At 64.3% G+C, this 24605-nt stretch carries 25 protein-coding genes; 11 read left to right on the top strand and 14 right to left on the bottom strand.

Going from position 1 to position 24605, the window contains the following annotated elements; translation table 11 throughout:
• Nucleotides 1-9: 9 nt before the first annotated feature.
• Nucleotides 10-930, top strand: coding sequence for a DMT family transporter (locus EN874_RS16295; RefSeq protein ID WP_127425657.1), 921 nt, complete (start codon nt 10-12; stop codon nt 928-930).
• Between the two features lie 423 nt (nt 931-1353).
• Here the strand turns inward: EN874_RS16295 and metF are convergent, their stop codons facing one another.
• Both metF and EN874_RS16285 read right to left on the bottom strand, forming a co-directional pair.
• Nucleotides 1354-2271, bottom strand: coding sequence for a methylenetetrahydrofolate reductase [NAD(P)H] (metF, locus tag EN874_RS16290; protein ID WP_127425656.1), 918 nt, complete (start codon nt 2269-2271; stop codon nt 1354-1356).
• Complete coding sequence (locus EN874_RS16285; protein ID WP_126088451.1) at nt 2271-3293, bottom strand: metalloregulator ArsR/SmtB family transcription factor; 1023 nt, start codon at nt 3291-3293, stop codon at nt 2271-2273. The genes metF and EN874_RS16285 overlap by 1 nt, the downstream gene beginning before the upstream one ends.
• A gap of 136 nt (nt 3294-3429) precedes the next feature.
• Here EN874_RS16285 and tsaA point away from each other — a divergent pair, with 136 nt between their 5' ends.
• The 3 genes from tsaA to EN874_RS16270 all read left to right on the top strand — a co-directional run bounded on the left by tsaA (nt 3430) and on the right by EN874_RS16270 (nt 5240).
• Nucleotides 3430-3936 carry a tRNA (N6-threonylcarbamoyladenosine(37)-N6)-methyltransferase TrmO gene (gene tsaA / locus EN874_RS16280; protein WP_127425655.1) on the top strand — a complete coding sequence of 169 codons (507 nt, stop codon included), beginning with the start codon at nt 3430-3432 and terminating at the stop codon, nt 3934-3936.
• The gene (locus EN874_RS16275) at nt 3933-4247 is read left to right on the top strand and encodes a DUF2293 domain-containing protein (protein ID WP_127425654.1); all 315 of its coding nucleotides are present in this window, start codon (nt 3933-3935) and stop codon (nt 4245-4247) included. The genes tsaA and EN874_RS16275 overlap by 4 nt, the downstream gene beginning before the upstream one ends.
• 150 nt (nt 4248-4397) lie before the next feature.
• Complete coding sequence (locus EN874_RS16270; RefSeq protein WP_127425653.1) at nt 4398-5240, top strand: SDR family oxidoreductase; 843 nt, start codon at nt 4398-4400, stop codon at nt 5238-5240.
• 138 nt (nt 5241-5378) lie between these two features.
• Here the strand turns inward: EN874_RS16270 and EN874_RS16265 are convergent, their stop codons facing one another.
• Together EN874_RS16265 and EN874_RS33705 are read right to left on the bottom strand one after the other, a co-directional pair.
• The gene (locus tag EN874_RS16265; protein ID WP_127425652.1) at nt 5379-5996 is read right to left on the bottom strand and encodes an MOSC domain-containing protein; all 618 of its coding nucleotides are present in this window, start codon (nt 5994-5996) and stop codon (nt 5379-5381) included.
• Between the two features lie 4 nt (nt 5997-6000).
• Nucleotides 6001-6147, bottom strand: a complete 147-nt coding sequence (locus tag EN874_RS33705; protein ID WP_168247492.1) for a hypothetical protein — start codon at nt 6145-6147, stop codon at nt 6001-6003.
• Between the two features lie 360 nt (nt 6148-6507).
• On the opposite strand from EN874_RS33705, the gene EN874_RS16260 reads away from it, so the two are divergent.
• The gene (locus tag EN874_RS16260) at nt 6508-6966 is read left to right on the top strand and encodes an isoprenylcysteine carboxylmethyltransferase family protein (protein WP_245513591.1); all 459 of its coding nucleotides are present in this window, start codon (nt 6508-6510) and stop codon (nt 6964-6966) included.
• Here the strand turns inward: EN874_RS16260 and EN874_RS16255 are convergent.
• The 3 genes from EN874_RS16255 to ettA all read right to left on the bottom strand — a co-directional run bounded on the left by EN874_RS16255 (nt 6930) and on the right by ettA (nt 10661).
• Entirely contained in the window at nt 6930-8051 is a 1122-nt protein-coding gene (locus tag EN874_RS16255) for a beta-ketoacyl-ACP synthase III (protein ID WP_127425651.1), read from the bottom strand. The genes EN874_RS16260 and EN874_RS16255 overlap by 37 nt on opposite strands.
• Before the next feature lie 146 nt (nt 8052-8197).
• Nucleotides 8198-8965, bottom strand: coding sequence for a trans-aconitate 2-methyltransferase (gene tam, locus EN874_RS16250; RefSeq protein WP_127425650.1), 768 nt, complete (start codon nt 8963-8965; stop codon nt 8198-8200).
• 46 nt (nt 8966-9011) lie between these two features.
• Nucleotides 9012-10661, bottom strand: coding sequence for an energy-dependent translational throttle protein EttA (gene ettA, locus EN874_RS16245; protein WP_127425649.1), 1650 nt, complete (start codon nt 10659-10661; stop codon nt 9012-9014).
• 266 nt (nt 10662-10927) lie between these two features.
• Between ettA and EN874_RS16240 the strand changes: the two genes are divergently transcribed.
• Entirely contained in the window at nt 10928-12205 is a 1278-nt protein-coding gene (locus EN874_RS16240) for a GGDEF domain-containing protein (RefSeq protein ID WP_127425648.1), read from the top strand.
• Between the two features lie 30 nt (nt 12206-12235).
• Here EN874_RS16240 and EN874_RS16235 read toward each other — a convergent pair whose 3' ends face one another.
• Nucleotides 12236-13246 carry a ribonuclease gene (locus EN874_RS16235; RefSeq protein WP_127425647.1) on the bottom strand — a complete coding sequence of 337 codons (1011 nt, stop codon included), beginning with the start codon at nt 13244-13246 and terminating at the stop codon, nt 12236-12238.
• Between the two features lie 200 nt (nt 13247-13446).
• On the opposite strand from EN874_RS16235, the gene EN874_RS16230 reads away from it, so the two are divergent.
• The 3 genes from EN874_RS16230 (at nt 13447) to EN874_RS16220 (ending at nt 17283) form a co-directional block, all read left to right on the top strand.
• On the top strand, nt 13447-14379 hold the full coding sequence (locus EN874_RS16230) for an alpha/beta hydrolase (RefSeq protein ID WP_127425646.1): 933 nt from the start codon (nt 13447-13449) through the stop codon (nt 14377-14379).
• A gap of 82 nt (nt 14380-14461) precedes the next feature.
• On the top strand, nt 14462-15637 hold the full coding sequence (locus EN874_RS16225; protein ID WP_127425645.1) for a CaiB/BaiF CoA-transferase family protein: 1176 nt from the start codon (nt 14462-14464) through the stop codon (nt 15635-15637).
• Nucleotides 15634-17283: a thiamine pyrophosphate-binding protein gene (locus EN874_RS16220; RefSeq protein ID WP_127425644.1), complete on the top strand. Its 1650-nt coding sequence runs from the start codon at nt 15634-15636 to the stop codon at nt 17281-17283. The genes EN874_RS16225 and EN874_RS16220 overlap by 4 nt, the downstream gene beginning before the upstream one ends.
• A 50-nt stretch (nt 17284-17333) precedes the next feature.
• Here the strand turns inward: EN874_RS16220 and EN874_RS16215 are convergent, their stop codons facing one another.
• Nucleotides 17334-17780 (bottom strand): CHRD domain-containing protein, encoded by a 447-nt coding sequence (locus EN874_RS16215; RefSeq protein WP_126088437.1) that lies wholly within the window; start codon nt 17778-17780, stop codon nt 17334-17336.
• A gap of 163 nt (nt 17781-17943) precedes the next feature.
• The gene (locus tag EN874_RS16210; RefSeq protein WP_127425643.1) at nt 17944-19227 is read right to left on the bottom strand and encodes a cystathionine gamma-synthase family protein; all 1284 of its coding nucleotides are present in this window, start codon (nt 19225-19227) and stop codon (nt 17944-17946) included.
• 123 nt (nt 19228-19350) lie between these two features.
• On the opposite strand from EN874_RS16210, the gene EN874_RS16205 reads away from it, so the two are divergent.
• Nucleotides 19351-19809: an Lrp/AsnC family transcriptional regulator gene (locus EN874_RS16205; RefSeq protein ID WP_126088435.1), complete on the top strand. Its 459-nt coding sequence runs from the start codon at nt 19351-19353 to the stop codon at nt 19807-19809.
• Between the two features lie 38 nt (nt 19810-19847).
• On the opposite strand, the gene EN874_RS16200 is transcribed toward EN874_RS16205, so the two are convergent.
• From EN874_RS16200 to EN874_RS16180, 4 genes are all read right to left on the bottom strand, one after another.
• The gene (locus EN874_RS16200) at nt 19848-20819 is read right to left on the bottom strand and encodes an ABC transporter substrate-binding protein (RefSeq protein ID WP_127425642.1); all 972 of its coding nucleotides are present in this window, start codon (nt 20817-20819) and stop codon (nt 19848-19850) included.
• A 41-nt stretch (nt 20820-20860) separates the two neighbouring features.
• The gene (locus tag EN874_RS16195; protein ID WP_127425641.1) at nt 20861-22015 is read right to left on the bottom strand and encodes an ABC transporter permease; all 1155 of its coding nucleotides are present in this window, start codon (nt 22013-22015) and stop codon (nt 20861-20863) included.
• On the bottom strand, nt 22012-22890 hold the full coding sequence (locus tag EN874_RS16190) for an ABC transporter permease (protein ID WP_127425640.1): 879 nt from the start codon (nt 22888-22890) through the stop codon (nt 22012-22014). The genes EN874_RS16195 and EN874_RS16190 overlap by 4 nt, the downstream gene beginning before the upstream one ends.
• A gap of 391 nt (nt 22891-23281) precedes the next feature.
• Nucleotides 23282-24073 (bottom strand): ABC transporter ATP-binding protein, encoded by a 792-nt coding sequence (locus tag EN874_RS16180; protein ID WP_127425639.1) that lies wholly within the window; start codon nt 24071-24073, stop codon nt 23282-23284.
• 110 nt (nt 24074-24183) lie between these two features.
• Between EN874_RS16180 and EN874_RS16175 the strand changes: the two genes are divergently transcribed.
• Entirely contained in the window at nt 24184-24594 is a 411-nt protein-coding gene (locus EN874_RS16175) for a cupin domain-containing protein (protein ID WP_189343863.1), read from the top strand.
• Nucleotides 24595-24605: the final 11 nt, after the last annotated feature.

Raw genomic sequence — 24605 nt, 5'->3', positions numbered from 1 at the left:
GTGGACGACATGACGATTACGGCTGGCGCCGCGGCGACGCGCGGCCCGATGACGCTCAAGGACTGGGCGCAGCTCCTGCTGCTCGGCGCGATCTGGGGCGGCTCCTTCTTCTTTGCCCGCATTGCCGTGTCGGAGATCCATCCGCTGGCGCTGGTGCTGTTTCGCGTCGCGATCGCCGCGGCCGCGCTTCAGCTCTATCTGGCCGTCCGCGGCCCGTCCTTCCGCCTCGCCTTTCCTTACGCCGGCCTGTTCTTCCTGCTGGCGCTGACCAACAACGTTGTCCCTTTCTCGCTGATCTTCGCCGGTCAGACCGAGCTCGGCGCCGGCGTCGCCTCGGTGCTCAACGCCACGACGCCGTTCTGGACGCTGATCTTCGCCAATGCGCTCACCACCGACGAAAAGCTCTCATGGAACAAGCTGGCCGGCATCGCGCTTGGCGTTGCCGGGACGGCTATCATGATCGGTCCCGGCCTGGCAGCCGGCCTCGGCGGGCCGGTCTGGGCCAAGTTCGCCCTGATCGGCGCCTCGCTCTCCTACGCGGTCGCCCTGATGGTCGCGCGACGCTTCAAGGGGGTGCCCTCGCCGGTCATCGCCACCTGGCAGCTGACCGCCTCGACCATCATCATGATCCCCGTCGTGCTGGTTGCCTACGGCCCGGCCCGGCTGCTTTCGGCTTCGCCCCCGGTCTGGGCCGCCGTGCTTGGGCTGGCGCTGCTCTCCACGGCCTTTGCCTATATCCTCTATTTCAACCTCGTCGCCTCGGCCGGCGCCACCAATGCCTCGCTGGTCACCTTGATCGTGCCGGTCAGCGCCGTGCTGCTCGGATTCCTGTTCCTCGGCGAGCGTCTGCAGCTCTTCGAAATGGGCGGCATGGCGCTGATCGGACTCGGCCTGATCACCATCGACGGCCGCCTGTTCGGCCGATGGTAGCGGTGTCATGCCACAGCGCCGCCACAATTTATTCACAACTCCCAAGTCGGCTTTTGCCGAAGAGTTTCAATGGCTAACGGCAAATCCGAAGTCGCAAATTCCACAATCATGTCGCATTGCAGCACGTTTTCCGCTTGCCTGTGACCCAAATGACTCTAGATTCCGGCCATAGCTCTGAAGAGGAGGCTATGGCATGGGACTGACGAGGCCAATCAACGCTTTGATGATTTGTGCCGCTTTCGCATTCATCGGTGCCCTTATCATAGGCGTTCTTCCCTGACCCGCCGAAGCCGGGAAGACCAGCACCGAGAGTAGTCCGAACAGTTCGAAAAGGCCGGGTTTCACCCGGCCTTTTCCGTTTCAGTCCTCACTGTGATCCATGTCGTTCTCCCAAAACCGCTGCACACTTTTGGGCGACATGCATCAGGCTGCCGCCGAGCCGGCCGCCTCCGCCTCATGCGAGCGGATACCGATCATGTGGCAGACGGCAAAGACCAGATCGGCCCGGTTCATCGTGTAGAAATGAAAATCGCCGACGCCGCGCTCGACGAGGTCGAGCACCTGCTCGGCCGCCACGGCGGATGCCACCAGCGCATGCGTCTGCGGGTCGTTCTCCAGCCCTTCGAAGCGCTCGGCCAGCCAAGCCGGCACCAGCGCGCCGCAGCGCGAGGAGAAATTGGCGACCTGGGTGAAATTGTGCACCGGCAGGATGCCGGGCACGATCGGGATGTAGATCCCGGCGCGGCGCGCCCGCTCGACATAACGCTCGTAGAGATCGTTGTCGAAGAAGAACTGGGTGATCGCCCGCGTCGCGCCATTGTCGACCTTGCGCTTCAGCATGTCTATGTCGGTGGCGAAATCCGGGCTTTCCGGATGCTTTTCGGGGTAGGCCGAGACCGAGATGTCGAAATCGCCGACGCTCTTCAGCGCTCCGACCAGTTCGGCGCCGTTGGCATAGCCATCCGGGTGCGGTCGGTAGGCGGTGCCCACGCCCGCGGCCGGATCGCCGCGCAGGGCGACGAAACGGGTGACGCCGAAGTCGGCGAATTCCCGGATGACGGCATCGACCTGGTCACGGGGCGCGTCGACGCAGGTCATATGCGCCGCCGGCGTCAGCGTCGTCTCGTTGAGGATGCGCTTGACCGTGCGCGCCGTGCGCTCGCGGGTCGAGCCGCCGGCGCCGTAGGTGACCGAGACGAATCTCGGCTTGAGCGGCTCCAGCCGGGTGACGGTGTCCCAGAGCCTTGCTTCCATCTCGTCGGTCTTCGGCGGGAAGAACTCGAACGAAACCCGGACCTTGTCGCCAATGTCGGGGCGGCGGGAAAAGCGGAACTGGTTCATCAGGCTGTTTCCCCCATTGGATATGCTTTCGCTGGAAGCGTGTCGTTGGACGGGTCCGCGATCAGAAGGCGGCGATCGCGGCCGAGCCAGAGCTTGACGGTGAGCCTGGCCTCGGCCTGCCCGCGCGGCTCGAATTCCTGGCTGTCCTCGAGATCGATGCCTGCCTCCTCGAACCAGTCTGCGATCTGCCGGTCCGAGAAGCCGAGACGCATATGGGCGTGCTGGTCGCGCAGGAACTCCAGATTATGGGGCGCGAAGTCGACGATGACCAGCCTGCCGGCCGGACGCAGCAGCCTCGCCGCTTCGCCGATGGCGCGTGCCGGATCGTCGAGATAGTGCAGCACCTGGTGGATGGTGACGAGATCGAAGGCATTGCGTTCGACGGGCGGTGAAAAGATGTCGCCCTGGCGCACCTGCGCGTTGGCGATCCCCGCCTTGTCGAGATTGGCGCGCGCCACCGTCAGCATCTCGCGCGACATGTCGATGCCGACGCCGCGCCGGTAGAGCGGCGCAAAGATCTCCAGCAGCCTGCCGGTGCCGGTGCCGAGGTCGAGCATCGACTGGAACGGCCGCTTGCCGACGAGCTTGAGCAATGCGGCTTCCACCGCGCGATCGGGCACATGCAGCGAGCGGATACGATCCCAGCTCGCCGCGTTCTCGGAGAAATATTCGGCGGCCCGGTCCTGCCGCTTGCGCTTGACCGCGGCCAGCCGCTCCAGATCGCGCACCACCTGCGGATCAGCCTCGCGCACCCCGGAGACGAGGCGCTGTACGAAATCGCGCGAGCTGTCCGTATCCGACAGCCTGAAGAAGGCCCAGGAGCCTTCCTGGTAGCGGCCGATCAGCCCGGCATCGAGCAGCAGCTTCAGGTGTCGAGAGACGCGCGGCTGCGACTGGCCGAGGATCTCGGTAAGATCAGAGACCGTGAGATCCCCGCGCGACAGCAGAACCAGGATGCGCAGGCGGCTGGATTCGGCCGCCGCCTTCAATGTATCTACCATCGTGTCGAGCGTGACATGCATGAGCGGCTTCTCGCTGAAAGATATAAAGATATGTTTATGTCGAATTTGGAACCCTGGCAAGCACTATGTCGCTTCCGGACAAGAAAATGGCGCACCCGTGGTCCGCGCGCCATGAACGGTTGAACGGACGGAAGCGATGTTCGAGACGCGCGAGGGCGAGAAGCTCTTGAAGATCGATCCGGCGGATATGCCGGCGGACGGCCATATCGTCTTCATCGGCCATATCGTCTCGCCCTGGACCAGTCGCGAGGATTGTCCGAAGAACATGCGCGCCGCCCGCGAGACCGGACGCACGGCAACGGTTCTGATCGACGAGCCCTATCGCCAGGGATTGCAAAATCTCGACCGCGCCAGCCACGTCGTCGTCCTGTCCTGGCTCGATCATGCGCCGCGGAATCTCATCGTGCAGAAACCGCGCCATGCCGCTGAACCGAAAGGCGTTTTCTCGCTGCGCTCCCCTGCGCGACCGAACCCTGTCGGCCTGCATGTCGCGAAGCTTGTCGCGGTCGACATCGAGGCCGGCCGGATCGGGATCGACGCCATCGACCTGCTCGACGGCACGGCGGTCATCGACATCAAGCCATACTACGCTTCGACCGATGCCTTCCCCGAAGCGACCATCGTCGGACGCGACGAGAAATGAGTGCGCCGACCGGCCGTCGCCGCGCCCTTGCCAAGGCGCTGACCACGCTCCTCCCGTTCGCCCCCTATGCCGACATGGAAAAGATCCGCGCCGATGCCGGCGCCGTGCATATGAAGACCTTGCCGCCGACGATCGCGGTATGGCTGGCAACCATCGCCCATGTCCGCCACTCCCATACGGACTACGAGAAATTGCTCGCCGAAGGCTATGACCGGGACTCGGCGCGCTTCTTCGTCATCGAGCAGACCAACGCGGTGCTGACCCGTTGGCGCGCGACGCGCTTGCTGGAGGAAGACGACGAGGACGAGTGAGGGTTCCGCCCCTCGCTTCGGTCGCGGCACCGGCCAAATAATTCCGGCGCCGCCTCTGGAAAAACGCTGACGGCGCCGTACATGCTATAAGCGGAGCTTCCTCCGTTTTACCCCCGAGAATTCACGCCCACAGGGCAAGGATCGTAGATCATGACTGATAAGGTTTGGTTCATCACCGGATCGTCGAAGGGCTTTGGCCGCGTCTGGGCCGAAGCGGCGCTGGCTCGTGGCGACCGTGTCGCCGCCACGGCTCGCGACGCGGGCACTCTCGCCGATCTTGTCGAGAAATATGGCGACAAGGTCGCCGCCATCGCGCTCGACGTCACCGACAAGAAGGCGGTCGAAGCCGCCATTGCCGAAACGCACAGGCGTTTTGGCCGCCTCGACGTCGTCATCAACAATGCAGGCTACGGCCATTTCGGCGCCATCGAGGAAGTCACGGAACAGGAGGCCCGCGACCAGATCGAGACCAACCTGTTCGGCGCGCTCTGGGTGACGCAGGCCGCACTCCCCATCATGCGGGAACAACGCTCAGGCCACATCATCCAGATCTCGTCGATCGGCGGCGTCAACGCCTTCGCCTCACTTGGCCTCTATCATGCCTCGAAATGGGCGCTGGAGGCGTTCAGCCAGTCGCTCAGCCTGGAGGTCGCCGAATTCGGCATCCATGTCACGCTGGTCGAGCCTGGCGGTTTCTCCACCGACTGGGCCGGCCCGTCGGCCAGGACGTCGAAGGCGATCGAGGCTTATGCGCCCGCCCGCGCCGCGATGGCCGAGCGCCGCGGCCGCGCCGTGGCCGGTGATCCCGAAGCAACCGGACCGGCGATGCTGGCCATTGTCGATGCCGCCGAGCCGCCGCTCCGGGTCTTCTTTGGCGACGGCGGCCTGCCGATGATCCGCCAGGAATACGCCAACCGTATCGCTACCTGGGAGAGGTGGGACGATATCTCGGTCATGGCCCAGGGCGCGAACAAGAACCGCAAGGCTGCCTGAGTGCGTCAAGGCCGCGCTGCTAGGGCAATTCCAGGAAAAGCGTAGCGGTTTTCCGTTCGGAATTGCGTGAAAACAAATGCTTAGAGCGGATCAGCGACTTTGTGAAAGCTGAACCGCTCTAAGTGGCGCGGCCTTGATCTATACGCGGTAGATCCACTGCTCCGGCACCCGCACCGAGATCTCCTCGCCTGCCCTGATGACGCCCGGCTTCTCGACCCAGGCGACGAGGCCGCGCAGCCGCTTGGCGGCCTTGGGGAACAGCAGCGCTCCCGCCTCGTGGTCGGGCATGCCGGCATTCTCGGCGACCGAACGCCCGGAGAAGCGGCAAGGCCCGTTCTGCGCATCGACCTTGATGGTCGCGCCTCCCTTGAAGAACAGCAGAGATCCCGCCGGCAGCATGGAAAGGCGCGGCACACCTTCGATCAGCAGGTTCGCGCCAATCCACTCCGGCTTGACTTCAGCGACGCCCATGCGCTCGGCGACGATGGCCAGTTCGTCAGCAGCGACAAGCGACAATTGCCGCTCGTTGCGCATCTCGGTGCCGCGCGAATACCAGGGCTCGCGCCCGCCCGAACGCCGCGTCGCGCCGGCATGGAAATCCCCTTCGATGCCGTCGAAGCCGAGCCGCAATTCCTCCACCCGCCTTGTCTCGAAATGATCGGAAGGCGCCCTGTAGAGCGCTGCCGCCTTGGCGGCGAGCTTGCAGCCCGGCACGATATCGACGGGCGGTTCAATCGTGGAGAAAAGATCCGACATCGGCTTAGCCTTTCGAGTCGGCCACTTTTCGCACTTCGGCTGCCCAGGCGGCAAGAGCGGTCTCGGCCAGAGCCCTGAGGTCTTCAGCCGAAGCGCCGTCCCGCGCCTGGATCGACATTCCACGCACGACGCCGGTCACCTGGATCAACATCCTCAATGCGCCCGACGGCGGCTGGGGTATCGGAGGCCGGCAATATTCTGGCGAGGCGCTGGTGGCGGCAGCGATGGCCGCCGCGCCGTGATCCGGCGGAGAACGATCTTTCCTGCTTGTGATCACGACGTTCTTACCGGCCTCGACTATCTTTTGCCGCGCCTCGTCCCTTAGACGATGCCGCGATCGGAAAGAGGCTTGGTCATACGTCCCGGACCCGCAATCGCTGCCTTGTGGTTGGCTTGGATCGTATCGTGGAGTTTGGCTGCCCTCTGGGCCGATCCCGTGCAAAAGCGCGCCGGCTTCAGGGCCGAGGCCCGTTACCGGGTACTGTAGCTCGCCGGCACCGTCCTGCTGTTCGTGCCGGCGCACGGCTATGTCGGCCGGCTGCGAGTTTGGACGCCGACGCTGACAGAAGCATGGATCTGCGTCGCCCTGATCGCCATCGGCATCGCCTTCTCCTGGTGGGCGCGCCTGCATCTCGGCCGGCTTTGGTCCGGTACCATCACCGCCAAGGCCGACCACCGCGTGGTCGATGCCGGCCCTTACGGGTTGGTCCGCCACCCGATCTATAGCGGCCTGCTGCTGGCAATCCTCGCCACCATGGCGGCCAAGGGCACGGTCTGGGGCATTGCCGGGGCAGCGCTGCTGATCATCGGCATCGTCGTGAAGGCCAGGCTGGAAGAGAGCTTCCTGCGCGGCGAGCTCGGCACCGCCTATGACGACTATGCCAGGGCGCGTGCCCATGCTGGTGCCCTTCGTACCGGCATAGATACGAGGGGTCACAGCATTTTCAACAGCGCGCCGCCGATCGAATAACCGGCCCCGAAAGCACAGAGCAGGCCGAAATCGCCGGCCTTCATGTCGGCATGGTTTTCGGACAGCGCCACGATAGCGCCGGCGCCAGCCGTGTTGCCGAGCCGCTCCAGCACCATCGGCGCGCGGTCGTGGCCGACATCGTGGCCGAAGGCGAGCTTCAGGATCATCGCGTTCATGCGCGCATTGGCCTGATGGAGCCAGAAGCGGCGGATGCCCTGCGGCGTCAGCCCATGCTCGGCCAGGAACTCGACGATGAATTTGTGGCCGGCAACGGTGACTTCCTTGAACACCTTGTTGCCGACCTGCTTGATGAGGTTCCCCTCCAGGTTGATCATGTAGGGATCGTCCTGGGCGGTGCGGGTGTGATAGCCGAGATTGGTGCGGATGTTGTTCGACATCTGCGTCCACGTGCGCGTGTCGAGCACCTCGAAACGCCCCGGCCGCTTCTCGCCCTGGCTGAGGCCTTCGACGATCATGGCGACCGAGGCGTCGCCGAAGATGAAATGCGTCTGCCGATCGCGGAAGTTGAGATGGCCGGTGATGATCTCGGGCGTCGACACCAGGATGCGCTTGTGCGCCCCTGCCCTGACCATGTTGACCGCGATGTGCAGCGCCGCCGCGGCGGAAGAGCAGCCCAGCCCCATGTCGAAGCCGGCGCCCTTGGTGCCAAGCGCCTGCTGCATCTCGATGGCGATCGCCGGATACGGCCGCTGATGGTGCGAGGCCGAGCAGATCACCAGGTCGATACCCGACGGATCGACACCCGCATGGGCGATCGCCTTTCTGGCGGATGCGATGCCGAATTCCGCCTGCAGCGACAGCGCGTCGTCCGGCCGCGCCGGAATGCGCGGCGCCATGCGGGTGGGATCGAGGATGCCCTCGCGCTCGATCACATGGCGGGTCTGCACGCCCGACGCATGGACGATGAAGTCGCTGTCCGACTTCTGCAGTGGGGTCTCGCCGGTGACGGCGCGGCGCGCGTTCTCGGCGTCGACCCAGCTGTTGAAGCTTTCGACCAGCTCTTCATTGGTGATGACGGGTTCGGGGATTTCGGCGCCGATGCCGCTGATGATGACGCGATGCATGTCCAATCCGTCCGAGGCACGGGCGTTGCGGGCTCTGATGTGGGCGCGGACACGGCCCGGCGCAACCCATGTCGCATTCGGCCGGTTTATGCCAGCTTAAACCGGCCGCTGGCCCCAGTTATCGCGACGAATTGAGCGGCGGCCGGTCAAGCCCGCTTGGCGATGATGAAGATGCGCGGGAAACGCAGCAGCACCTTGCCGTTCGCCGTCTTCGGATAGGCCTTGGCGATCTTGGCGGTATAGGATTCGAGGAACCTCTTCTTCTCGTCCGCGTCGAGCGGATCGAGGAACGGCTTCAGCCCCGTCGCCTTGACCCATTCGACGATCGCCTCCGCGTCGGCCAGCGGATGGTTGTAGATCGTGTGCCAGATATCGACGCGGTCGGCGAGCGGCGACAGAAGATCGTAGTAGAAGGAAACCGGCGGCAGCGGCGCGCGGGCGGCACCCTCGAGCTTGGCCGAGAACGGCATCTCGGCCGCCGTGTCGCGCATCAGCCGATGCGAAGGCTCGCCGAGATTGTCGGGCATCTGAATGGCCAAGGCGCCCCCGGGCGCGAGCAGACCCGTCAGCCGCTGGAACACCGCCGGATGCTCCGGCAGCCACTGGAAGACGGCGTTGGCGAAGATGACGTCGACCGGCTGTGCCGGCTGCCATTGGGCCGCATCCGCCAGCGCGAAATTGACATTGGGTAGCCGCGCCCTCGCCTTCTCGATCATGTCGGGCGAAGTGTCGAAGCCGCTGACCTCGGCATCCGGCCAGCGCGCGACCAGAAGCTCAGTCGAATTGCCCGGACCGCAGCCGATATCGACGACGCGGCGCGGAAAGTCGACCGGCACTTGCGCCGCCAGGTCGCGCGCGGGCCGCGTGCGCTCGTCCTCGAACTTCAGATATTGGGCGGCGGACCAGTCAGCCATGTGAGGGCTCCTCTTGTGGTGTCTCCGGCGTGCCGCCCGAACAGGCCTACCTTGTCAGCCGCTTATGGGTCATGCGGTGCGGGGTGGCCGCTTCGGCGCCGAGGCGCCGGAGCTTGTCCTTCTCGTATTCCTCGAAATTGCCCTCGAACCATTCGACATGCGCGTCGCCCTCGAAGGCGAGCATGTGGGTGGCCATGCGGTCGAGGAACATGCGGTCGTGGCTGATGATGACCGCGCAGCCGGCATAGGCTTCCAGCGCGTCTTCCAGCGCGCCCAGCGTTTCGGTGTCGAGGTCGTTGGTCGGCTCGTCGAGGAGCAGCACGTTGCCGCCGCCCTTCAGCATCTTGGCCAGATGGACGCGGTTGCGCTGGCCGCCTGAAAGGTTGCCGACCTTCTGCTGCTGGTCGCCGCCGCGGAAGTTGAAGGACGAGCAGTAGGCGCGGCTGTTGACCTCGTGCTTGCCGAGCTTGATCACCTCGGCGCCGCCGGAGATCTCTTCCCACACCGTCTTGTTCGGGTCGAGCGCGTCGCGGCTCTGGTCGACATAGCCGAGCTTGACTGTCTCGCCGATGCGGATCGAACCGGAATCCGGCTTCTCCTGACCGGTGAAGGTCTTGAACAGCGTCGTCTTGCCGGCGCCGTTCGGGCCGATGACGCCGACGATGCCGCCCGGCGGCAGCCGGAACGACAGGTCCTCGATCAGGAGCTCGTCGGCAAAACCCTTGTTCAGGCCCTCGACCTCGATGACGACATTGCCGAGGCGCTCGCTCGCCGGGATCACGATCTGCGTGTCGGTCGGCTTGCGGTTCTGCGACTGCTCGACCAATTCCTCATAGGCCTTGATGCGCGCCTTGGACTTGGTCTGGCGCGCCTTCGGCGAGGACTGGATCCATTCGCGCTCGCGCCAAATAGACTTCTGGCGCGCGTCGTCCTCGCGGCCTTCCTGAATCAGGCGCTTGGCCTTGGCGTCGAGATATCTGGTGTAGTTGCCCTCGTAGGGAATGCCGCGGCCGCGGTCGAGCTCGAGGATCCAGCCGGTGACGTTGTCGAGGAAGTAGCGGTCGTGGGTGATGATCAGCACCGAGCCTGGGTAGTCGCGCAGATGCTTCTCCAGCCATTGCGTGGTCTCGGCGTCGAGATGGTTGGTCGGCTCGTCGAGCAGCAAAAGGTCGGGCTGTTCCAGCAGCAGCCGGCAGAGCGCCACACGGCGGCGCTCGCCGCCCGACAGGTTGGTCACCTCGGAATCGGCCGGCGGGCACTGCAGCGCGTCCATCGCCATCTCGACCTGCTGCTCGAGATCCCAAAGGTTGAGGCGATCCATCTCGTCCTGCAGCTTGGCGGACTCGTCGGCCGTCTCGTCGGAATAGTTCATCATCAGCTCGTTGTAGCGCTCGATGATGGCGGTTTTCCTGGCGACGCCGTCCATGACGTTTTCGCGCACGGTCTTGCTGGGGTCGAGCTGCGGCTCCTGCGCCAGGTAGCCAACGGTCGCGCCCTCGGCCAGCCAGGCCTCGCCCTGATACTCCTTGTCGAGCCCGGCCATGATGCGCAGGATGGTCGACTTGCCCGAGCCGTTGGGGCCGAGAATGCCGATCTTGGCGTCCGGATAGAAGGACAGGTGGATGTTGTCGAGCACCTTCTTGGTGCCGTAGGCCTTCGACAGGCCGGACATGTGATAGATGAACTGGCGAGCCACGCGCGCTTTCCCTGGAAACTGAGGTGTCAGGTTGAATGGGGGTTGCGCGCTATGTAGGCGATGAAGCGCCGAACGGCAATCGCTTTCGGCATGCTGCAATTTGTCCCGGAGCTTGCGCGGGGCTCAAACATCCATCCCCGGTATCGATCTTTTCGTCGCTCCGTCCCGGCTGACGAAAGCAGCGGTTAACCATTCGCCGTCAAAACGATGGCAGGTTGAGCAAAATCGCGTGAGGGCGCGATTTCGGGAAAGATCGGATCGACGCAGTGCTGAACGCTGTCCTGCTCCTTGCCGAGGCGGTTCTCTACTTCGGCGCCATGGTCACGCTCTTCCGCTTCCGGCGCCGCACCGGGCTTGGCGTGTTCGTCTGCGCGCTCGGCGTCATGCACTTCCTCGAAACCTATCTCGCGAGCGTCTTCTACGTCGCGCTGCCTTTCGGCATGGTCTCGCCGGGCTCGGCCGTCATGTTTTCAGGCAAGCTGGTGATGCTGCTCCTGCTCTACATGAAGGAGGACGCGGCGACCGTCCGCCAGCCGATCTACGGCCTGCTGCTCGGCAATGCGGTGATGATCGGGCTCGTGCTGATCCTGCGCCTGCATGCGATCTCGCCGCTTCCCGACGGCAAGATGCCCGACATCGGCTTCATCGACGAGATGGGCTGGCTGATGGTGTGGGGCACCTCGCTGCTCTTCGTCGATGCCATCCTGATCATTCTGCTCTACGAAAAGCTCGGCGCCTATCTGCGCCATATGCCTTTCACCCGCATCCTGGCTTCGGTGGCCTGCGTGCTGACATTCGACCAGGCGGGCTTCTTCACCGCGCTGCATTTCGTCGCCGGCGCGCCGATCGAGGTCTTCTTCGGCGGCTGGTTCGCCAAGATGGCGGCCGCACTCGTCTACAGCGGCATGCTTGTCGCCTATCTCAGATGGGTCGAAGACCACGAGATCGCGCTGCCGCGCGGCCTCTCCGACATTTTCGACACCCTCACCTATCGCGAACGCTACGAGGCGCTGGTCAAGCATGTCGGCCGCGACGGGCTCACGGGGCTCTTGCATCGCGGCAGCTTCGATGCCGACGGCGAGGCAGCTGTCGCGGCGGGCATCCGGACCGCCAGACCGCTCAGCCTGCTCATCGTCGACGTCGACCACTTCAAATCGATCAACGACCGGTTCGGCCACGCCGAGGGCGACAAGGTGCTGAAATCGGTCGCGGCCGTGTTGATCGAAACCGTCGGCACTGAAAAACAGGTGTTCAGGATCGGCGGCGAGGAGTTCGCGATCTTGAGCCCGCAACCGCATGCGCTGGCGAAGCTGCTCGGAGAAGGCATCAGGAACGCGGTCAAGACCTCGGCGCACACCAGCCGCTTCAACATCACGGTAAGCGCCGGCGTCTCCACCGTCGGCGAGACGACACGCTGCCTTGCAGATATCTTCGCACTTGCCGACCAGCGCCTCTATAAGGCCAAGGCGGGCGGCCGCGACCGCGTCATCGGCGAACCGGGCAGCGACGCCGGCGGTCGCGAGGCTGCCCCAAAGAGCGCCTGATCCGGCAGCCAACCCGGCTGCCGGAAGCTCTTACTGGAATCCGATCGCGTCGACCGTGCCCTTCGGGCAGCCGGCCTTGCCCGTCGGCGCCGAGGCCATGAGCAGGTCGGCGAGCTTGCTGTCAGGACTGATCGGACCGGAGAGACCGAGCGTCAGCTCGCCGATCAGCCGCCGGCCGCTCGACGGATCGACAAGGCAGGAGACGCGCACGCGCTCGCCGGCGCCTTTGCCGAAGGCTTGGTCGAAGGCATCGCGGATCTGTTCCGATGTCAGCTGCTTGCCGACGCTCTTGGTGAAGAGATCGCGCACCGGCGAGGCGTTCACCGCGCGCATCAGATTGAGCGCGTCGGAGAAATACTCCTGCTGGCTCTTGCCGTAGCAGGTGCCGTGCTTGATCCATTCGTGGCGCTCCAGCTTGGACGCCGTGCCCGGCATCACCTGGTCGAGCTCGGCGCGCGTATTGGCGTCGAGATTGACGGGCGGCAAATCCCCCCAATGCGCGGGATTGTCGTTGGCCTTGTCGCCCGCCGACACCTGGCAATAGAAATTGCCGTTCGGCTGCGGCCACAGCCCATGCAGCGTAAAGTGCGAGGCATCGAACTCGCTGGGGTTCTGCGCCTTGCATTCCGGCTTGCTTGCCTTGGTCTCGCAGAAAGCCGGCTGCCAACTCAGCGCAAAGACATATTCCGGTTTCCCGGAGGCTGACGACGGCGGCTTGGTCTGGCCGGCTGGCGCCGGGGCCGTCGCCGCGTTGCCGCCGCTGACATGGCCGCAGCTGATCTTCACCCAGCGCCGCTCGGGATCGGCGCCCGGAACCTGGATGAGGTAATGCGTGGGCTCGTCCTTGTTGCCGGCCAGAAGCTGATAGCTTTGTCCTGCCTGGGTGGACACGTTGCCGGGGTTCTTGCCGCTCTTGATGGCTTGTGTCGCAGGACAGGCGCTGTCGGCCACGAAGGTCCCGCTCATCTTCACATCGGCGCGCGCCGCCCCGGCGCCGACCAGAGCAAGAACAACCGAACCCCAAACTGCCCAAACCCGCATTCCACTCTCCCGGCGATCATTGAACCCATATTGAATTCGTCACCCTAGAACAGGCGGCGTGTCAGAATTGCGATCTTTTTCACTGCGCAGAAATAATCCCCAGGAGAGCGATAGGCGCTTGCCTCTCGATACCGGGCGGAGGAACGCGCGCTCTTGACGTCGCAGAAACCCTCGCCCATCAGTCGCGAAGGGAGCGAGACATGCCATTCGACAAACAGACCGGGCTGGCTTCACCGACCGGGGCCGACCTCAACATCTACGTGAAACTGGCGCTGACGACCCCGCGCGCCGTGATCCAGATCAACCATGGCCTGGCCGAGCATACGAGGCGCTATGCCCGCTTTGCCGAATTCCTCGCCCCGCGCGGCTTCCACGTCTACGCCCATGACCATCGCGGTCATGGCGCGACAACGGCGCCCGATGCGCCGCCCGGCAGGTTCGCCGGCGTCGACGGCATCGCCAAGGTGATTGCGGATGTCGGCGCCGCCCACGAGCTGATCGCCGCCGAGCACCCGGGATTGCCGGTCATCGTCTTCGGCCATTCGCTCGGCGCCTCGATCGCGTTGAACTTCGTTCTGCGCCACTCGCAGCGCATCCATGCCGCCGCGATCTGGAACGGCAATTTCTCGCAAGGCCTGCTCGGCCAGCTGGCGCTGGGCATTCTCGGCTGGGAACGGATGCGGCTGGGCTCCGACGTGCCGTCCCGCCTGCTGCCCAGGCTGACCTTCCAGGCTTGGGGCAAGGCCGTGCCAAACCACCGGACCTTGTTCGACTGGCTGTCGCGCGACCCGGCCGAGGTCGACAAATACGTCGCCGATCCGCTCTGCGGCTGGAACGCCTCGATCTCGATGTGGCGCGATGTGGTCAACATGGCGCTCCACGCCGGCAAGGATTCCAGTTTTGCCGGCGTGCGCCGCGACCTCCCCGTCCACCTGGCCGGTGGCGAGAAGGACCCGGCGTCCGACTATGGCAAGGCGGTTCATCATCTCGCCCGGCGCATGGACCGAATGGGCTTTTCGAATCTGGTTTCAAAGGTTTACGCCGAGACCCGCCACGAAAGCCTCAACGAGGTCAACCGCGACGCCGTCATGAATGATTTCGCTGCCTGGGCAGACAGCGTGCTCCAATCCTGATCTGGCGTGGCCCATTGCAAGAGCCGTGACAGGGACGACTGCTGTTGATAGAGGCTGCGCTTTCGACCCATCACGGTGATCCATGGCCGAACCCCCGCTGAAAGGCATCCGCGTTATCGAACTCGCCCGCATCCTGGCGGGCCCCTGGGCCGGGCAGTTGCTCGCCGATCTTGGCGCCGATGTCATCAAGGTCGAGAGCCCGGACGGCGGCGACGACACCCGCAAATGGGGTCCGCCCTTCGTCATGAGCCATGACGGCGAGAACCTGTCGGCGGCCTACTATCATTCCTGCAATCGCGGCAAGCGGTCGATCGCCATCGATTTTGCCAAGCCCGAGGGCGCCGACACGCTGCGTCGCCTCGTCGCCACCGCCGACGTGCTGATCGAGAACTTCAAGCTCGGCGGGCTCAAGAAGTACGGCCTTGACTATGAGAGCCTGAGGAAGGTCAACCCGCGCCTCATCTATTGCTCGATCACCGGCTTCGGCCAGGACGGTCCCTACGCGCCCCGCGCCGGCTACGATTTCATCATCCAGGCGATGGCCGGCATGATGTCGATCACCGGCGAGGCCGGCCGCGAGCCGCAGAAGGCAGGCGTCGCCATTTCCGATCTGTTCACCGGCCTCTATTCGGTGATCGCCATCCAGGCGGCGCTGCGCCACGCCGAGAAGACCGGCGAAGGCCAGCATATCGACATGGCGCTTTTCGACAGCCAGATCTCGGCGCTCGGCAATCAGAACCTCAACTATCTCGTTTCCGGCAAATCGCCGGTGCAGATGGGCAACGCCCATATGAACATCGCGCCTTACGAGGTGCTGCCGGTGAAGGATGGCCACATCATCCTTGCGGTCGGCAATGACGGCCAGTTCGGCAAGTTCTGCGCCGTTGTTGGCCTCACCGATCTGCCTGCCAATCCGGATTTCGCCACCAATCCCGCGCGCGTCGCCAATCGGGCCAAGCTGCGCGAGCTGATCATCGAGACGCTGAGCACTTGGGATCGCGATCGGCTGCTGGCCAAGCTCGAAGCGGCGGGCGTGCCCGCAAGCCCGATCAACACGATCGGCCAGATGTTCGCCGACCCGCAGACCATCGCGCGCGGCATGCGGCTCGACCTCGACGACGGCCACGGCAACGTTCTGCCTTCGGTGCGCGCGCCGATGGTGATGTCGGGCACGCCGCTCGTCTACGAGCGCCCGTCGCCGCGGCTCGGCGAGCACACAGAGGAAATCCTCGCCGAACTGGAGGGATCAGCAAAATGAAGACCGGCGGACAACTGATCGTCGAGGCGCTCGAAGCGAACGGCACCGACCGCATCTTCTGCGTGCCCGGCGAATCCTATCTGGCGGTGCTCGATGCGCTGCATGACTCGTCGATCCGCACCATTGTCTGCCGCCAGGAAGGCGGTGCGGCAATGATGGCCGATTGCCAGGGACGTCTGACTGGCAAGCCCGGCATCTGCTTCGTCACCCGCGGCCCCGGCGCCACCAACGCCTCGGCCGGCATCCACATCGCCATGCAGGATTCGGTGCCGCTGATCCTGTTCATCGGCCAGGTCGCCAGCCACGCCAAGCAGCGCGAAGCCTTCCAGGAGGTCGACTACAAGCGCTTCTTCGGCGACATCGCCAAATGGGTGATCGAGATCGACGATGCCGCGCGCATTCCGGAATTCGTCACTCGCGCTTTCGCGGTGGCGACATCCGGCCGCCCCGGTCCGGTCGTCATCTCGCTGCCCGAGGACATGCTGACCAGCGAGGTCGAGGCGCCGCAAGCGCTTCCGCATACGCCGGTGGAGACGCGTCCCGGCGAGGCCGAGCTCGACGCGCTGGAAATGCTGCTCGCCGGTGCCAAGGGCCCGTTCGTCATCCTCGGCGGCACGCGCTGGGACGAGCAGGCGGTGGCGCGGATGCGCGCGATCGCCGAGGCATGGTCGCTTCCCGTCGGCTGTTCCTTCCGCCGCCAGATGCTGTTCGACCATCTTCATGCGAACTACGCCGGCGACGTCGGCATCGGCATCAATCCGAAACTTGCGGCGCAGATCAAGGCGGCCGACGTCGTGCTGCTGATCGGCGGCCGCATGGGAGAGATGCCGTCCTCCGACTACACGCTGCTGAAGAGCCCCTACCCCGACCAGGCGCTGGTCCATGTCCATGCCGATGCCGGCGAGCTCGGCCGCGTCTACCGGCCGACGATTGCCATCAACGCCTCGTCCGCCGCTTTCGTCGAGGCCTTTGCCAGGCGCAAGCCTGCCGCCAAGCCTTCATGGTCACCAGAGACGGAAAAGGCGCATGCCGCCTATCTCGAATGGTCGACGCCGCCGCAAACCGGCCCGGGCGCGGTCCAGATGGGGCCGATCATGGACTATCTGAATGAGACGCTCCCGGAGGACGCCATCCTCACCAACGGCGCCGGCAACTACGCGACCTGGGTGCATCGCTTCTACCGCTCCCGCCGCTTCGGCACGCAGGCAGCACCAACCTCAGGCTCGATGGGCTACGGCACTCCGGCCGCGGTCGCCGCCAAGGCGCTGTTCCCGGATCGCATCGTAGTTGCCTTCGCCGGCGATGGCTGCTTCCTGATGAACGGGCAGGAATTCGCGACCGCCGCGCAATACGACCTGCCGATCATCGTCATCGTCGTCAACAACGGCATTTACGGCACGATCCGCATGCATCAGGAGCGGGAATATCCGAGCCGGGTCGTCGCCACTGACCTCAAGAACCCGGACTTCGCCGCGCTTGCCCGCGCCTATGGCGGCCATGGCGAGACGGTCGAGAAGACCGAAGACTTCGCGCCTGCCTTCGAACGCGCCCGCGCCAGCGGCAAGCCGGCGATCGTCGAGATCAAGCTCGATCCCGAGGCGATCACGCCGACCCGCACGCTGACGCAGATCCGCGACAAGTCGTGACCCCAAAAACGAGGCGGGGCGCCCGCCTCGTTTTTGGCCACCAAACCCTGCTACATCGACGCCGCCGCCTTCTCGATCTGGCCACGGATCTCGCCGTCAGGGTTCGCCTTGGTGTGGACGTTGACGTAATACTTGCCGGCTTCCAGATCGGCCGCTTGCGCATCGGTCAAGGTCGCCGACCCCTTGATCGGGCTCTTGAGCTTCTTGAACGGGATTACCGGATCGGCATTTTGCCCCATCGCGGCCGGACCGTGAATGTGAGCGGCTGCCGCCGGGCCGCTGAGGCCGGAATATTTGACGTTCCAGCTAAGCTTCTTGCTGGTGGTGTTGAATGTGAACGTGGCAGTTCCCTTGCCCTTGGTGGTGACGGGCGGGGTCTGCTGGCTGCCATCGAGCGTCGCCTTGAACTTCATCGTCTCGGCCATGGCCGGCGATGCGAGCAGGAAGGCGGTCGAAACCGCTAGCGCCGAAAGCAGCGGCAAGGATTGGATGCGCATGAAGAACCTCCGTTGAGTACAGCTCCGCCGCGGCTCCCCGGCGCGCGGATGCATCACTGCAACGGCGGAGTGGCCCGATGTATCCCGGCACACGCAGATTTTACCCGCGCCACGAAAAAAGGGCGATCGCCCGCCCCTTTTTCAGATTCCACGACGGTAATGATCAGACGGCCGCCAGCGCCTGTGTCAGGTCGGCGATCAGATCGTCAGCATGCTCGACGCCGATGGACAGCCTGACTGTGGTCTCAAGCACGCCGATGCGCTGGCGCACGTCGTAGGGAATCCCGGAATGGGTCATGGCCGCCGGATGGCTGGCCAGCGATTCCGTACCGCCGAGGCTGACCGCCAGCTTGAAGATCTGCAGGCTGTTGAGAAATCCGAAAGCCGCCTTCTGGCCGCCGCGAATGTCGAAGGAAAATGTCGAACCGGCGCCACTGCATTGTGCTCGGTAGGTGCGGCCCGCTGATGTATCCTCGTCCAGAAACGGCAGATAGTGCACCCTCTCGATTTTGGGATGGTCGCGCAGGAATTCGGCGACCAGGCGCGCGTTGTCGTTTGCCCGTTCCATGCGGATCGACAGCGTTTCCAGCGAACGGCCGAGCATCCAGCAGGAATGCGGGTCGAGCTGCGTGCCGATCGCGCCGCGCAGCGCCTTGATCGGCTTGGTGACCGCCTTGCTGCCCATGGCGGCACCCGCGATCAGGTCGGAATGGCCGCCGACATATTTGGTCAGCGAATAGACGGAAACATCGGCGCCGTGTTCGATAGGCCGCTGGAATACCGGACCGAGCAGGGTGTTGTCGCAGACGATGATCGGCGTCGTTCCTTGCCGGACGCCGATCTCGTCGGCGATCCTCCGCATCAGCGCAATGTCGACAAGGCTGTTGGTCGGATTTGACGGTGTCTCGATCAGGATGACCGACACGCGGCCCTTGGCCGTGGCAGCGTCGGCAGCCACGCGTACCGCCGCCTCATCGACACCGTCCGCGAAGCCGACAGCCTCGATGCCGAAGCCGGCGAGCGTACGCGTCAGAAGCGTCTCGGTGCCGCCATAGAGCGGCTGTGAGTGCAGGATGACGTCGCCCGGGCGAGCATAGGCGAAAAGTGTCGTCGCGATCGCCGACATGCCGGACGAGAACAGGATGCAGGCGTCGGTCCCCTCGTAGATCGCCAGCCGATCCTCGACGATCTCGCTGTTGGGGTGGTTGAAGCGCGAATAGACCAGACCGGAAGCCGTGCCGCTCGGCGGCTCCTTGCGGCCCGAGGTGTAGTCGAAGAAGTCGCGCCCCTCTTCCGCCGATTTGAACACGAAGGTCGAGGTGAGGAACACCGGTGGCTTGACCGCCCCCTCCGAGAGCTGGGGATCGAAGCCATAGCTCAGCATCAGCGTCTCAGGGTGGAGCTTGTGGTTGCCGATATGGGTTTTCGAAGGGCGCGGCGCGGTCATGGCTTTTTCCTGCTTTTCGAGGAGTGTCGTACCGCAATTTATGCGATCCCAATCATGCAGTCCTTGCTATTTTTGGGCTCCCATGGCTGCGTTATCGCAATCTCTTGCCAGGAGAGGCCGAAAATGCAGCAGAAAATAGCCGACGATTTCGACCGCAAGATCCTGCGTGAGCTGCAGGCCGACGCCCGCATCACCAACAACGAGCTTGCCGAGCGGATCGGCCTGTCGCCGTCGCCCTGCCTGAGGCGCGTGCGGCGGCTGGAGGAAGCCGGCGTTATCAGAGGCTACACCGCGCTGGTCGATCCGGCCGCCTTCGGCTGGGGTATGGTTGCCATCGCCACCATCCGGCTCAGCCGTCAGAACGAGGACGAGATCGTCATGTTCGAGGACGCGATCCGCGGCTGGGAAGAGGTCCTGGAATGCCACCTCGTCACCGGCTCGCGCGACTATGTGCTGAAGGTGGTGGCAGGAAGCCTTGAACAGTACGAGCGCTTCATCAAGGAAAAGATCGCGCGGCTGAAATGCGTCGCTTCGATCGAGACCAGCTTCGTCATGAACACCATAAAGGAACGGCGCCTCTGAGGCGCCGTTCTCAAGATCGCAATATTGCTTGATAGGCCCTACTTGATCGCTTTGTCCGTGATCGCCGTCGTGTAGGCGCCGGAAGGCTCCTTGGCGATGATCTTCTGGTCGAGCAGCGCCTTGGCGGTGCGCTCATAGGTCGCCGGATCGAGCTTGCCGTCGGCATTGTCGATCAGCTTGGCCACTTCGCCCATCATGCGCTTCTGGTGGTTCTCGTCCTGGCCGCCATTGTCCATGACGATGCCGGCCGCCTCATCCGAATTGTCGACGGCGTATTTCCAGCCCTTCATCGAGGCGCGCACGAAGCGCACCATCTTGTCCTCGAAGGCCGGATCCTTGAGCTTGTCCTCCAGCGCGTAGAGCCCGTCCTCGAGCAGGTCGTTGCCCATCGCCGAATAGTTGAAGACGGTGAGCTGCTCCGGCTTGTAGCCGGCGTCGATCAGCTGCCAGTATTCGTTATAGGTCATGACCGAGATGCAGTCCGCCTGCTTCTGGATCAGCGGCTGCACATCGAAGCTCTGCTTCAGCACCGTGACGCCGTCCGGTCCGCCCTCGGTCTTGAGGCCGAGCTTGTTCATCCAGGCGTAGAACGGATATTCGTTGCCGAAGAACCAGACGCCCAGCGTATGGCCCTTGAAATCGGCCTCGGTCTTGATCGGGCCGTCCTTCGGGCAGACCAGCTCCATGCCCGCCTTCTTGAACGGCTGGGCGATGTTGACCAGCGGCACGCCCTTTTCGCGCGCGGCGAGCGCCCCGCCCATCCAGTCGACGATCACGTCGGCGCCGCCGCCGGCGATCACCTGCTCGGGCGCGATGTCGGGACCGCCCGGCTTGATGTCGACGTCGAGGCCCTCGGCATCATAGAAGCCCTTCGCTTTGGCGACATAGTAGCCGGCGAACTGGGCCTGGGTGACCCATTTCAGCTGCAGCGTCAGCTTGTCGGCGGCCATCGCCTGGAAAGCGGCCAGCGACATCGCCCCGGCCAAGGCAGAAATTACAAGTCTTTTCATGTTTTTACCCTCTGAAGTTAGCACCCTTGAACCCACCGCCCCTATCCACCACGGACAGAGGGATGCCAAAACGTGACGGCTCTCTCGACTAGAGCGACCACGCCATAAAAGACCGAACCCGCCAGTGCTGCAACTGCGATTTCGGCCCACACCATGTCGATGTTCATCCGCCCGACTTCCGTCGAAATGCGGAATCCCATGCCCACCACCGGGGTGCCGAAGAACTCCGCGACGATGGCGCCGATCAGCGCCAGCGTCGAGTTGATCTTCAGCGCGTTGAAGATGAACGGCATTGCCGCCGGCAGCCTGAGCTTCAGCAAGGTCGGCCAGTAGCCCGACGCATAGGTGCGCATCAGGTCGCGCTCCATATGGCCGGAGGCGGCAAGCCCGGCGACCGTGTTCACCAGCATCGGGAAGAAGGTCATGATGATGACGACCGCGGCCTTGGACGGCCAGTCGAAGCCAAACCACATCACCATGATCGGCGCTACACCGATGATCGGCAGCGCCGACACCATGTTGCCGATCGGCAGCAGCCCTCGCCGCAGGAACGGCACGCGGTCGGCGAGGATGGCGACGATAAAGCCGGCGAGGTTGCCGACGATATAGCCGACCAGCACCGCCTTGAAGATGGTCTGCCGCACATCCGACCCCAGGATCGGCAGCGAGTTGGCGATGCGCGCGCCGATGGCGCTTGGCGGCGGCAAAAGGATGAACGGGATGCCGGCGCCCCGCGTCACCGCTTCCCAGATGATCAGGATCCAGGCGCCGAAGATCGCGGGGATGATGAGGCGCAGCGCGGTCTTCGCCCCGTTGGCCGCGGGTCTTAGCGAAGATAGGAGGGCCACACAGCGCCAGGCAAGCAACCAGGCGGCTGCGAGAGTCAAAAAGTAAGGCGCCAACGCAGTACCCTCGAAGCCGCCTATGCCCTTGATCAGCAGCCAGGCAGCGAAATGGGCGCCGATGAACAGCACGGCGGCCTCGACAACCGGCGCGAGTCTCACGGTGGAAACAAGCGCGGCGATCAGCAGCAGCGCGAGGATCAGGCCCTTTGTGCCCCAATACGGGTAGGCGATCGTCGCGGCGGGCTGGGCCAGCGCGGCCGCTTCCGGCTTCGACATCGCGCCGAGCGCGAAGGCGATGAGGCAAAAGACGATCGCAAGCATCGCTTGCCAGGATGGTTTCAGCCAGTTCATGCCGGCCTCCCGCCCATGGCGCGGTCGACCAGGCGGCCGGCAATGCCGACCACCATCACCAGCAGCGCAGCGACCACGGAACCAGCGACCAGCGCCGACCAGATGTCGATCGTCTGGCTGTAATAGGCGCCGGACAAGAGCTTGGCCCCGATGCCGGCGACCGCGCCGGTCGGCAGTTCGCCGACGATGGCGCCGACCAGGCTTGCCGCCACCGCCACCTTCATCGAGGTGAACAGGAACGGCACCGAAGCCGGCACCCTCAGCTTCCAGAAGGTCTGCGAGCGGGAGGCGTTGTAGGTGTGCATCAGGTCGAGATGCATGAGCTCGGGCGAGCGCAGGCCCTTCACCATGCCGACAGCAACGGGGAAGAAAGAGAGATAGGTCGAGATCAGCGCCTTCGGGACCAGGCCGGTGATGCCGATCGCCGCCAGCACCACGATGATCATCGGCGCCACCGCCAGGATCGGGACGGTCTGCGAGGCGATGATCCACGGCATCAGGCTGCGGTCGAGCGTCGCCACATGCACGATGCCGACCGCGATGACGACGCCCAGCGCCGTGCCGAAGGCAAAGCCGAGCAGCGTCGAGGACAGCGTCACCCAGGCATTGTAGACGAGGCTGCGGTTCGAGGTGATCGACCGCAGGAAGGTGTTCTCGAAGAAGTTCACCGCCACCTGATGCGGCGCCGGCAGCGTCGGCTTCGGCTGCGACAGCGTCTTGCCGACGAATTCGACGGTGCCGGGGGTCTCGTTGGCCCTCTGGTCGAGATCGCGCTGGAAGGGCGCGTTGAGGATAACGGCGAAGACGTACCAGATCACCACCAGGCCGGCGAGGATGGTGGTGACGGGGATGATCTTGGAACGGAAGGAGTCCATCTAGCGCCGCCCTTCTCCTCTCCCCACCGGGGAGAGGGTGGCCGGAGCGAAGCGAAGGCCGGGCGCCTTCCTCTTCGTCATCCTAGGGCGAAGCAAGGAGCGGAGCGACGCGGCGCAGACCCTAGGATCCATACCGTTACCTAACCGCTCCGCAGCGGTGCAGAATATGGTTCCTGCGCCCGTGCTCGCATAGGCAGGTCTTCTTCTCGACCGCTTTGACCTTTCGGTCGACGTCACGGCATGGATCCTAGGGTCTGCGCACGCCGCTTCGCGCGTGCTTCGCCCTAGGATGACGAAGGCGTGGTTGGCCGCTCCCTTCACGCACGCCGCATCGCGGGCGCTCCGCCCTGGGACGACGAAGGCGCGGGCAGGCGCTCGCTCCTGACGGCGCTCAATCATCATAGCTGTGCCCGGCCCTCAACCCATCGCGCACGCGTGCTGCGATCGCCAGGAATTCAGGCGTCTCGCGGATGTCGAGCGGCCGCTTCCTGGGCAGCGTCGATTCGATGACGTCGGTGACGCGGCCCGGCCGCGGCGACATCACCACGATGCGCGTCGACAGATAGACCGCCTCGGGGATTGAATGGGTGACGAAGCAGATCGTCTTGTTGGTCCGCTCCCACAATTCCAGAAGCTGCTCGTTCAAATGGTCGCGCACGATCTCGTCGAGCGCGCCGAACGGTTCGTCCATCAGGAGCAAATCGGCGTCGAAAGCGAGCGCGCGGGCGATCGAGGCGCGCTGCTGCATGCCGCCGGAAAGTTGCCAGGGGTATTTCTTCTCGAAACCGGCGAGGTTGACCAGTTCCAGCGTGCGCTTGATGCGCTCCACCTGCTCTGCCTTGGAGAGGCCGATGATCTCCAGCGGCAGCGCCACATTGCGCTCGATCGTGCGCCACGGGAAAAGGGCGGCTGCCTGGAAGACATAGCCATAGGCGCGTTTCTCGCGCGCCTGCTCCGGCGTCATGCCGTTGACTGAGATCGCTCCCGAGGTTGGCTTCTCCAGATCGGCGATGACCCTGAGCAAGGTCGTCTTGCCGCAGCCGGAGGGGCCGATGAAGGAGACGAATTCGCCCTTGCCTATGGTGAGATCGACATTGGACAGCGCCTGCACCGGACCGTCATTGGTCTGGAAGGTGAGGCCGAGCTTGCTTGCCGAAACGACGGCTGGCGACTGTCCGATCATTGGCAGAAACCTGCCTTTCGCAGCCGCTGCCGCGCAGGATGAAATCCCGTTGCTTTTGCGTTGATGTTGTTTTCCACTCGTCCAGTCCCATTCGATCGACGCCCGGAGCTTTGCCGATGTCGCCTAAACCCACTTGTCATCTTATTCGCCCTGAAAGCACTTATGAAGGCAAGCAGGGGCTGAGCTATTTCGCCGGAATCGCCGCCGAGACCGTCGGCTCTTCCGGCATCTGCATGCATCTTCTCACCATGCCACCCGGCGCCCGCGCAAAGGCGCATATGCATGAGAACCACGAGACGGCGATCTATGTGCTCTCCGGCGAGGTCCACACCTGGTACGGCGACCGACTCGAGCATCATATCGTCGTCAAGGCCGGCGACCTCTTCTACATCCCCGCTGGCGTGCCGCATCTGCCCGCCAATCTGAGCGGCGCGCCTTCCTCGGCCGTCATTGCCCGCACCGATCCCAACGAGCAGGAGAGCGTTGTCCTGCTGCCGGAACTGGATGCCTTGGTTGCCTGAGGTCGACGGTA

It is taken from the genome of Mesorhizobium sp. M1D.F.Ca.ET.231.01.1.1, from assembly GCF_003999155.2.
In the GTDB taxonomy this organism is placed as follows: domain Bacteria; phylum Pseudomonadota; class Alphaproteobacteria; order Rhizobiales; family Rhizobiaceae; genus Mesorhizobium.
This window is presented reverse-complemented; position numbering and strand designations above follow the sequence as displayed.

Bases quoted from the DNA above. Each gene is read 5' to 3' on its own strand.
- EN874_RS33705 (WP_168247492.1), bottom strand. From the start codon at position 6,147: ATGTTGATCCAGGTGACCGGCGTCGTGCGTGGAATGTCGATCCAGGCG.
- tsaA (WP_127425655.1), top strand. From the start codon at position 3,430: ATGTTCGAGACGCGCGAGGGCGAGAAGCTCTTGAAGATCGATCCGGCG.
- EN874_RS16230 (WP_127425646.1), top strand. From the start codon at position 13,447: ATGCCATTCGACAAACAGACCGGGCTGGCTTCACCGACCGGGGCCGAC.
- EN874_RS16275 (WP_127425654.1), top strand. From the start codon at position 3,933: ATGAGTGCGCCGACCGGCCGTCGCCGCGCCCTTGCCAAGGCGCTGACC.
- EN874_RS16220 (WP_127425644.1), top strand. From the start codon at position 15,634: ATGAAGACCGGCGGACAACTGATCGTCGAGGCGCTCGAAGCGAACGGC.
- EN874_RS16190 (WP_127425640.1), bottom strand. From the start codon at position 22,890: ATGGACTCCTTCCGTTCCAAGATCATCCCCGTCACCACCATCCTCGCC.
- EN874_RS16225 (WP_127425645.1), top strand. From the start codon at position 14,462: ATGGCCGAACCCCCGCTGAAAGGCATCCGCGTTATCGAACTCGCCCGC.
- EN874_RS16215 (WP_126088437.1), bottom strand. From the start codon at position 17,780: ATGCGCATCCAATCCTTGCCGCTGCTTTCGGCGCTAGCGGTTTCGACC.
- EN874_RS16180 (WP_127425639.1), bottom strand. From the start codon at position 24,073: ATGATCGGACAGTCGCCAGCCGTCGTTTCGGCAAGCAAGCTCGGCCTC.
- EN874_RS16285 (WP_126088451.1), bottom strand. From the start codon at position 3,293: ATGCATGTCACGCTCGACACGATGGTAGATACATTGAAGGCGGCGGCC.
- EN874_RS16205 (WP_126088435.1), top strand. From the start codon at position 19,351: ATGCAGCAGAAAATAGCCGACGATTTCGACCGCAAGATCCTGCGTGAG.
- EN874_RS16210 (WP_127425643.1), bottom strand. From the start codon at position 19,227: ATGACCGCGCCGCGCCCTTCGAAAACCCATATCGGCAACCACAAGCTC.
- EN874_RS16270 (WP_127425653.1), top strand. From the start codon at position 4,398: ATGACTGATAAGGTTTGGTTCATCACCGGATCGTCGAAGGGCTTTGGC.
- EN874_RS16235 (WP_127425647.1), bottom strand. From the start codon at position 13,246: ATGCGGGTTTGGGCAGTTTGGGGTTCGGTTGTTCTTGCTCTGGTCGGC.
- tam (WP_127425650.1), bottom strand. From the start codon at position 8,965: ATGGCTGACTGGTCCGCCGCCCAATATCTGAAGTTCGAGGACGAGCGC.
- EN874_RS16200 (WP_127425642.1), bottom strand. From the start codon at position 20,819: ATGAAAAGACTTGTAATTTCTGCCTTGGCCGGGGCGATGTCGCTGGCC.
- EN874_RS16265 (WP_127425652.1), bottom strand. From the start codon at position 5,996: ATGTCGGATCTTTTCTCCACGATTGAACCGCCCGTCGATATCGTGCCG.
- EN874_RS16255 (WP_127425651.1), bottom strand. From the start codon at position 8,051: ATGCATCGCGTCATCATCAGCGGCATCGGCGCCGAAATCCCCGAACCC.
- metF (WP_127425656.1), bottom strand. From the start codon at position 2,271: ATGAACCAGTTCCGCTTTTCCCGCCGCCCCGACATTGGCGACAAGGTC.
- EN874_RS16295 (WP_127425657.1), top strand. From the start codon at position 10: ATGACGATTACGGCTGGCGCCGCGGCGACGCGCGGCCCGATGACGCTC.
- EN874_RS16195 (WP_127425641.1), bottom strand. From the start codon at position 22,015: ATGAACTGGCTGAAACCATCCTGGCAAGCGATGCTTGCGATCGTCTTT.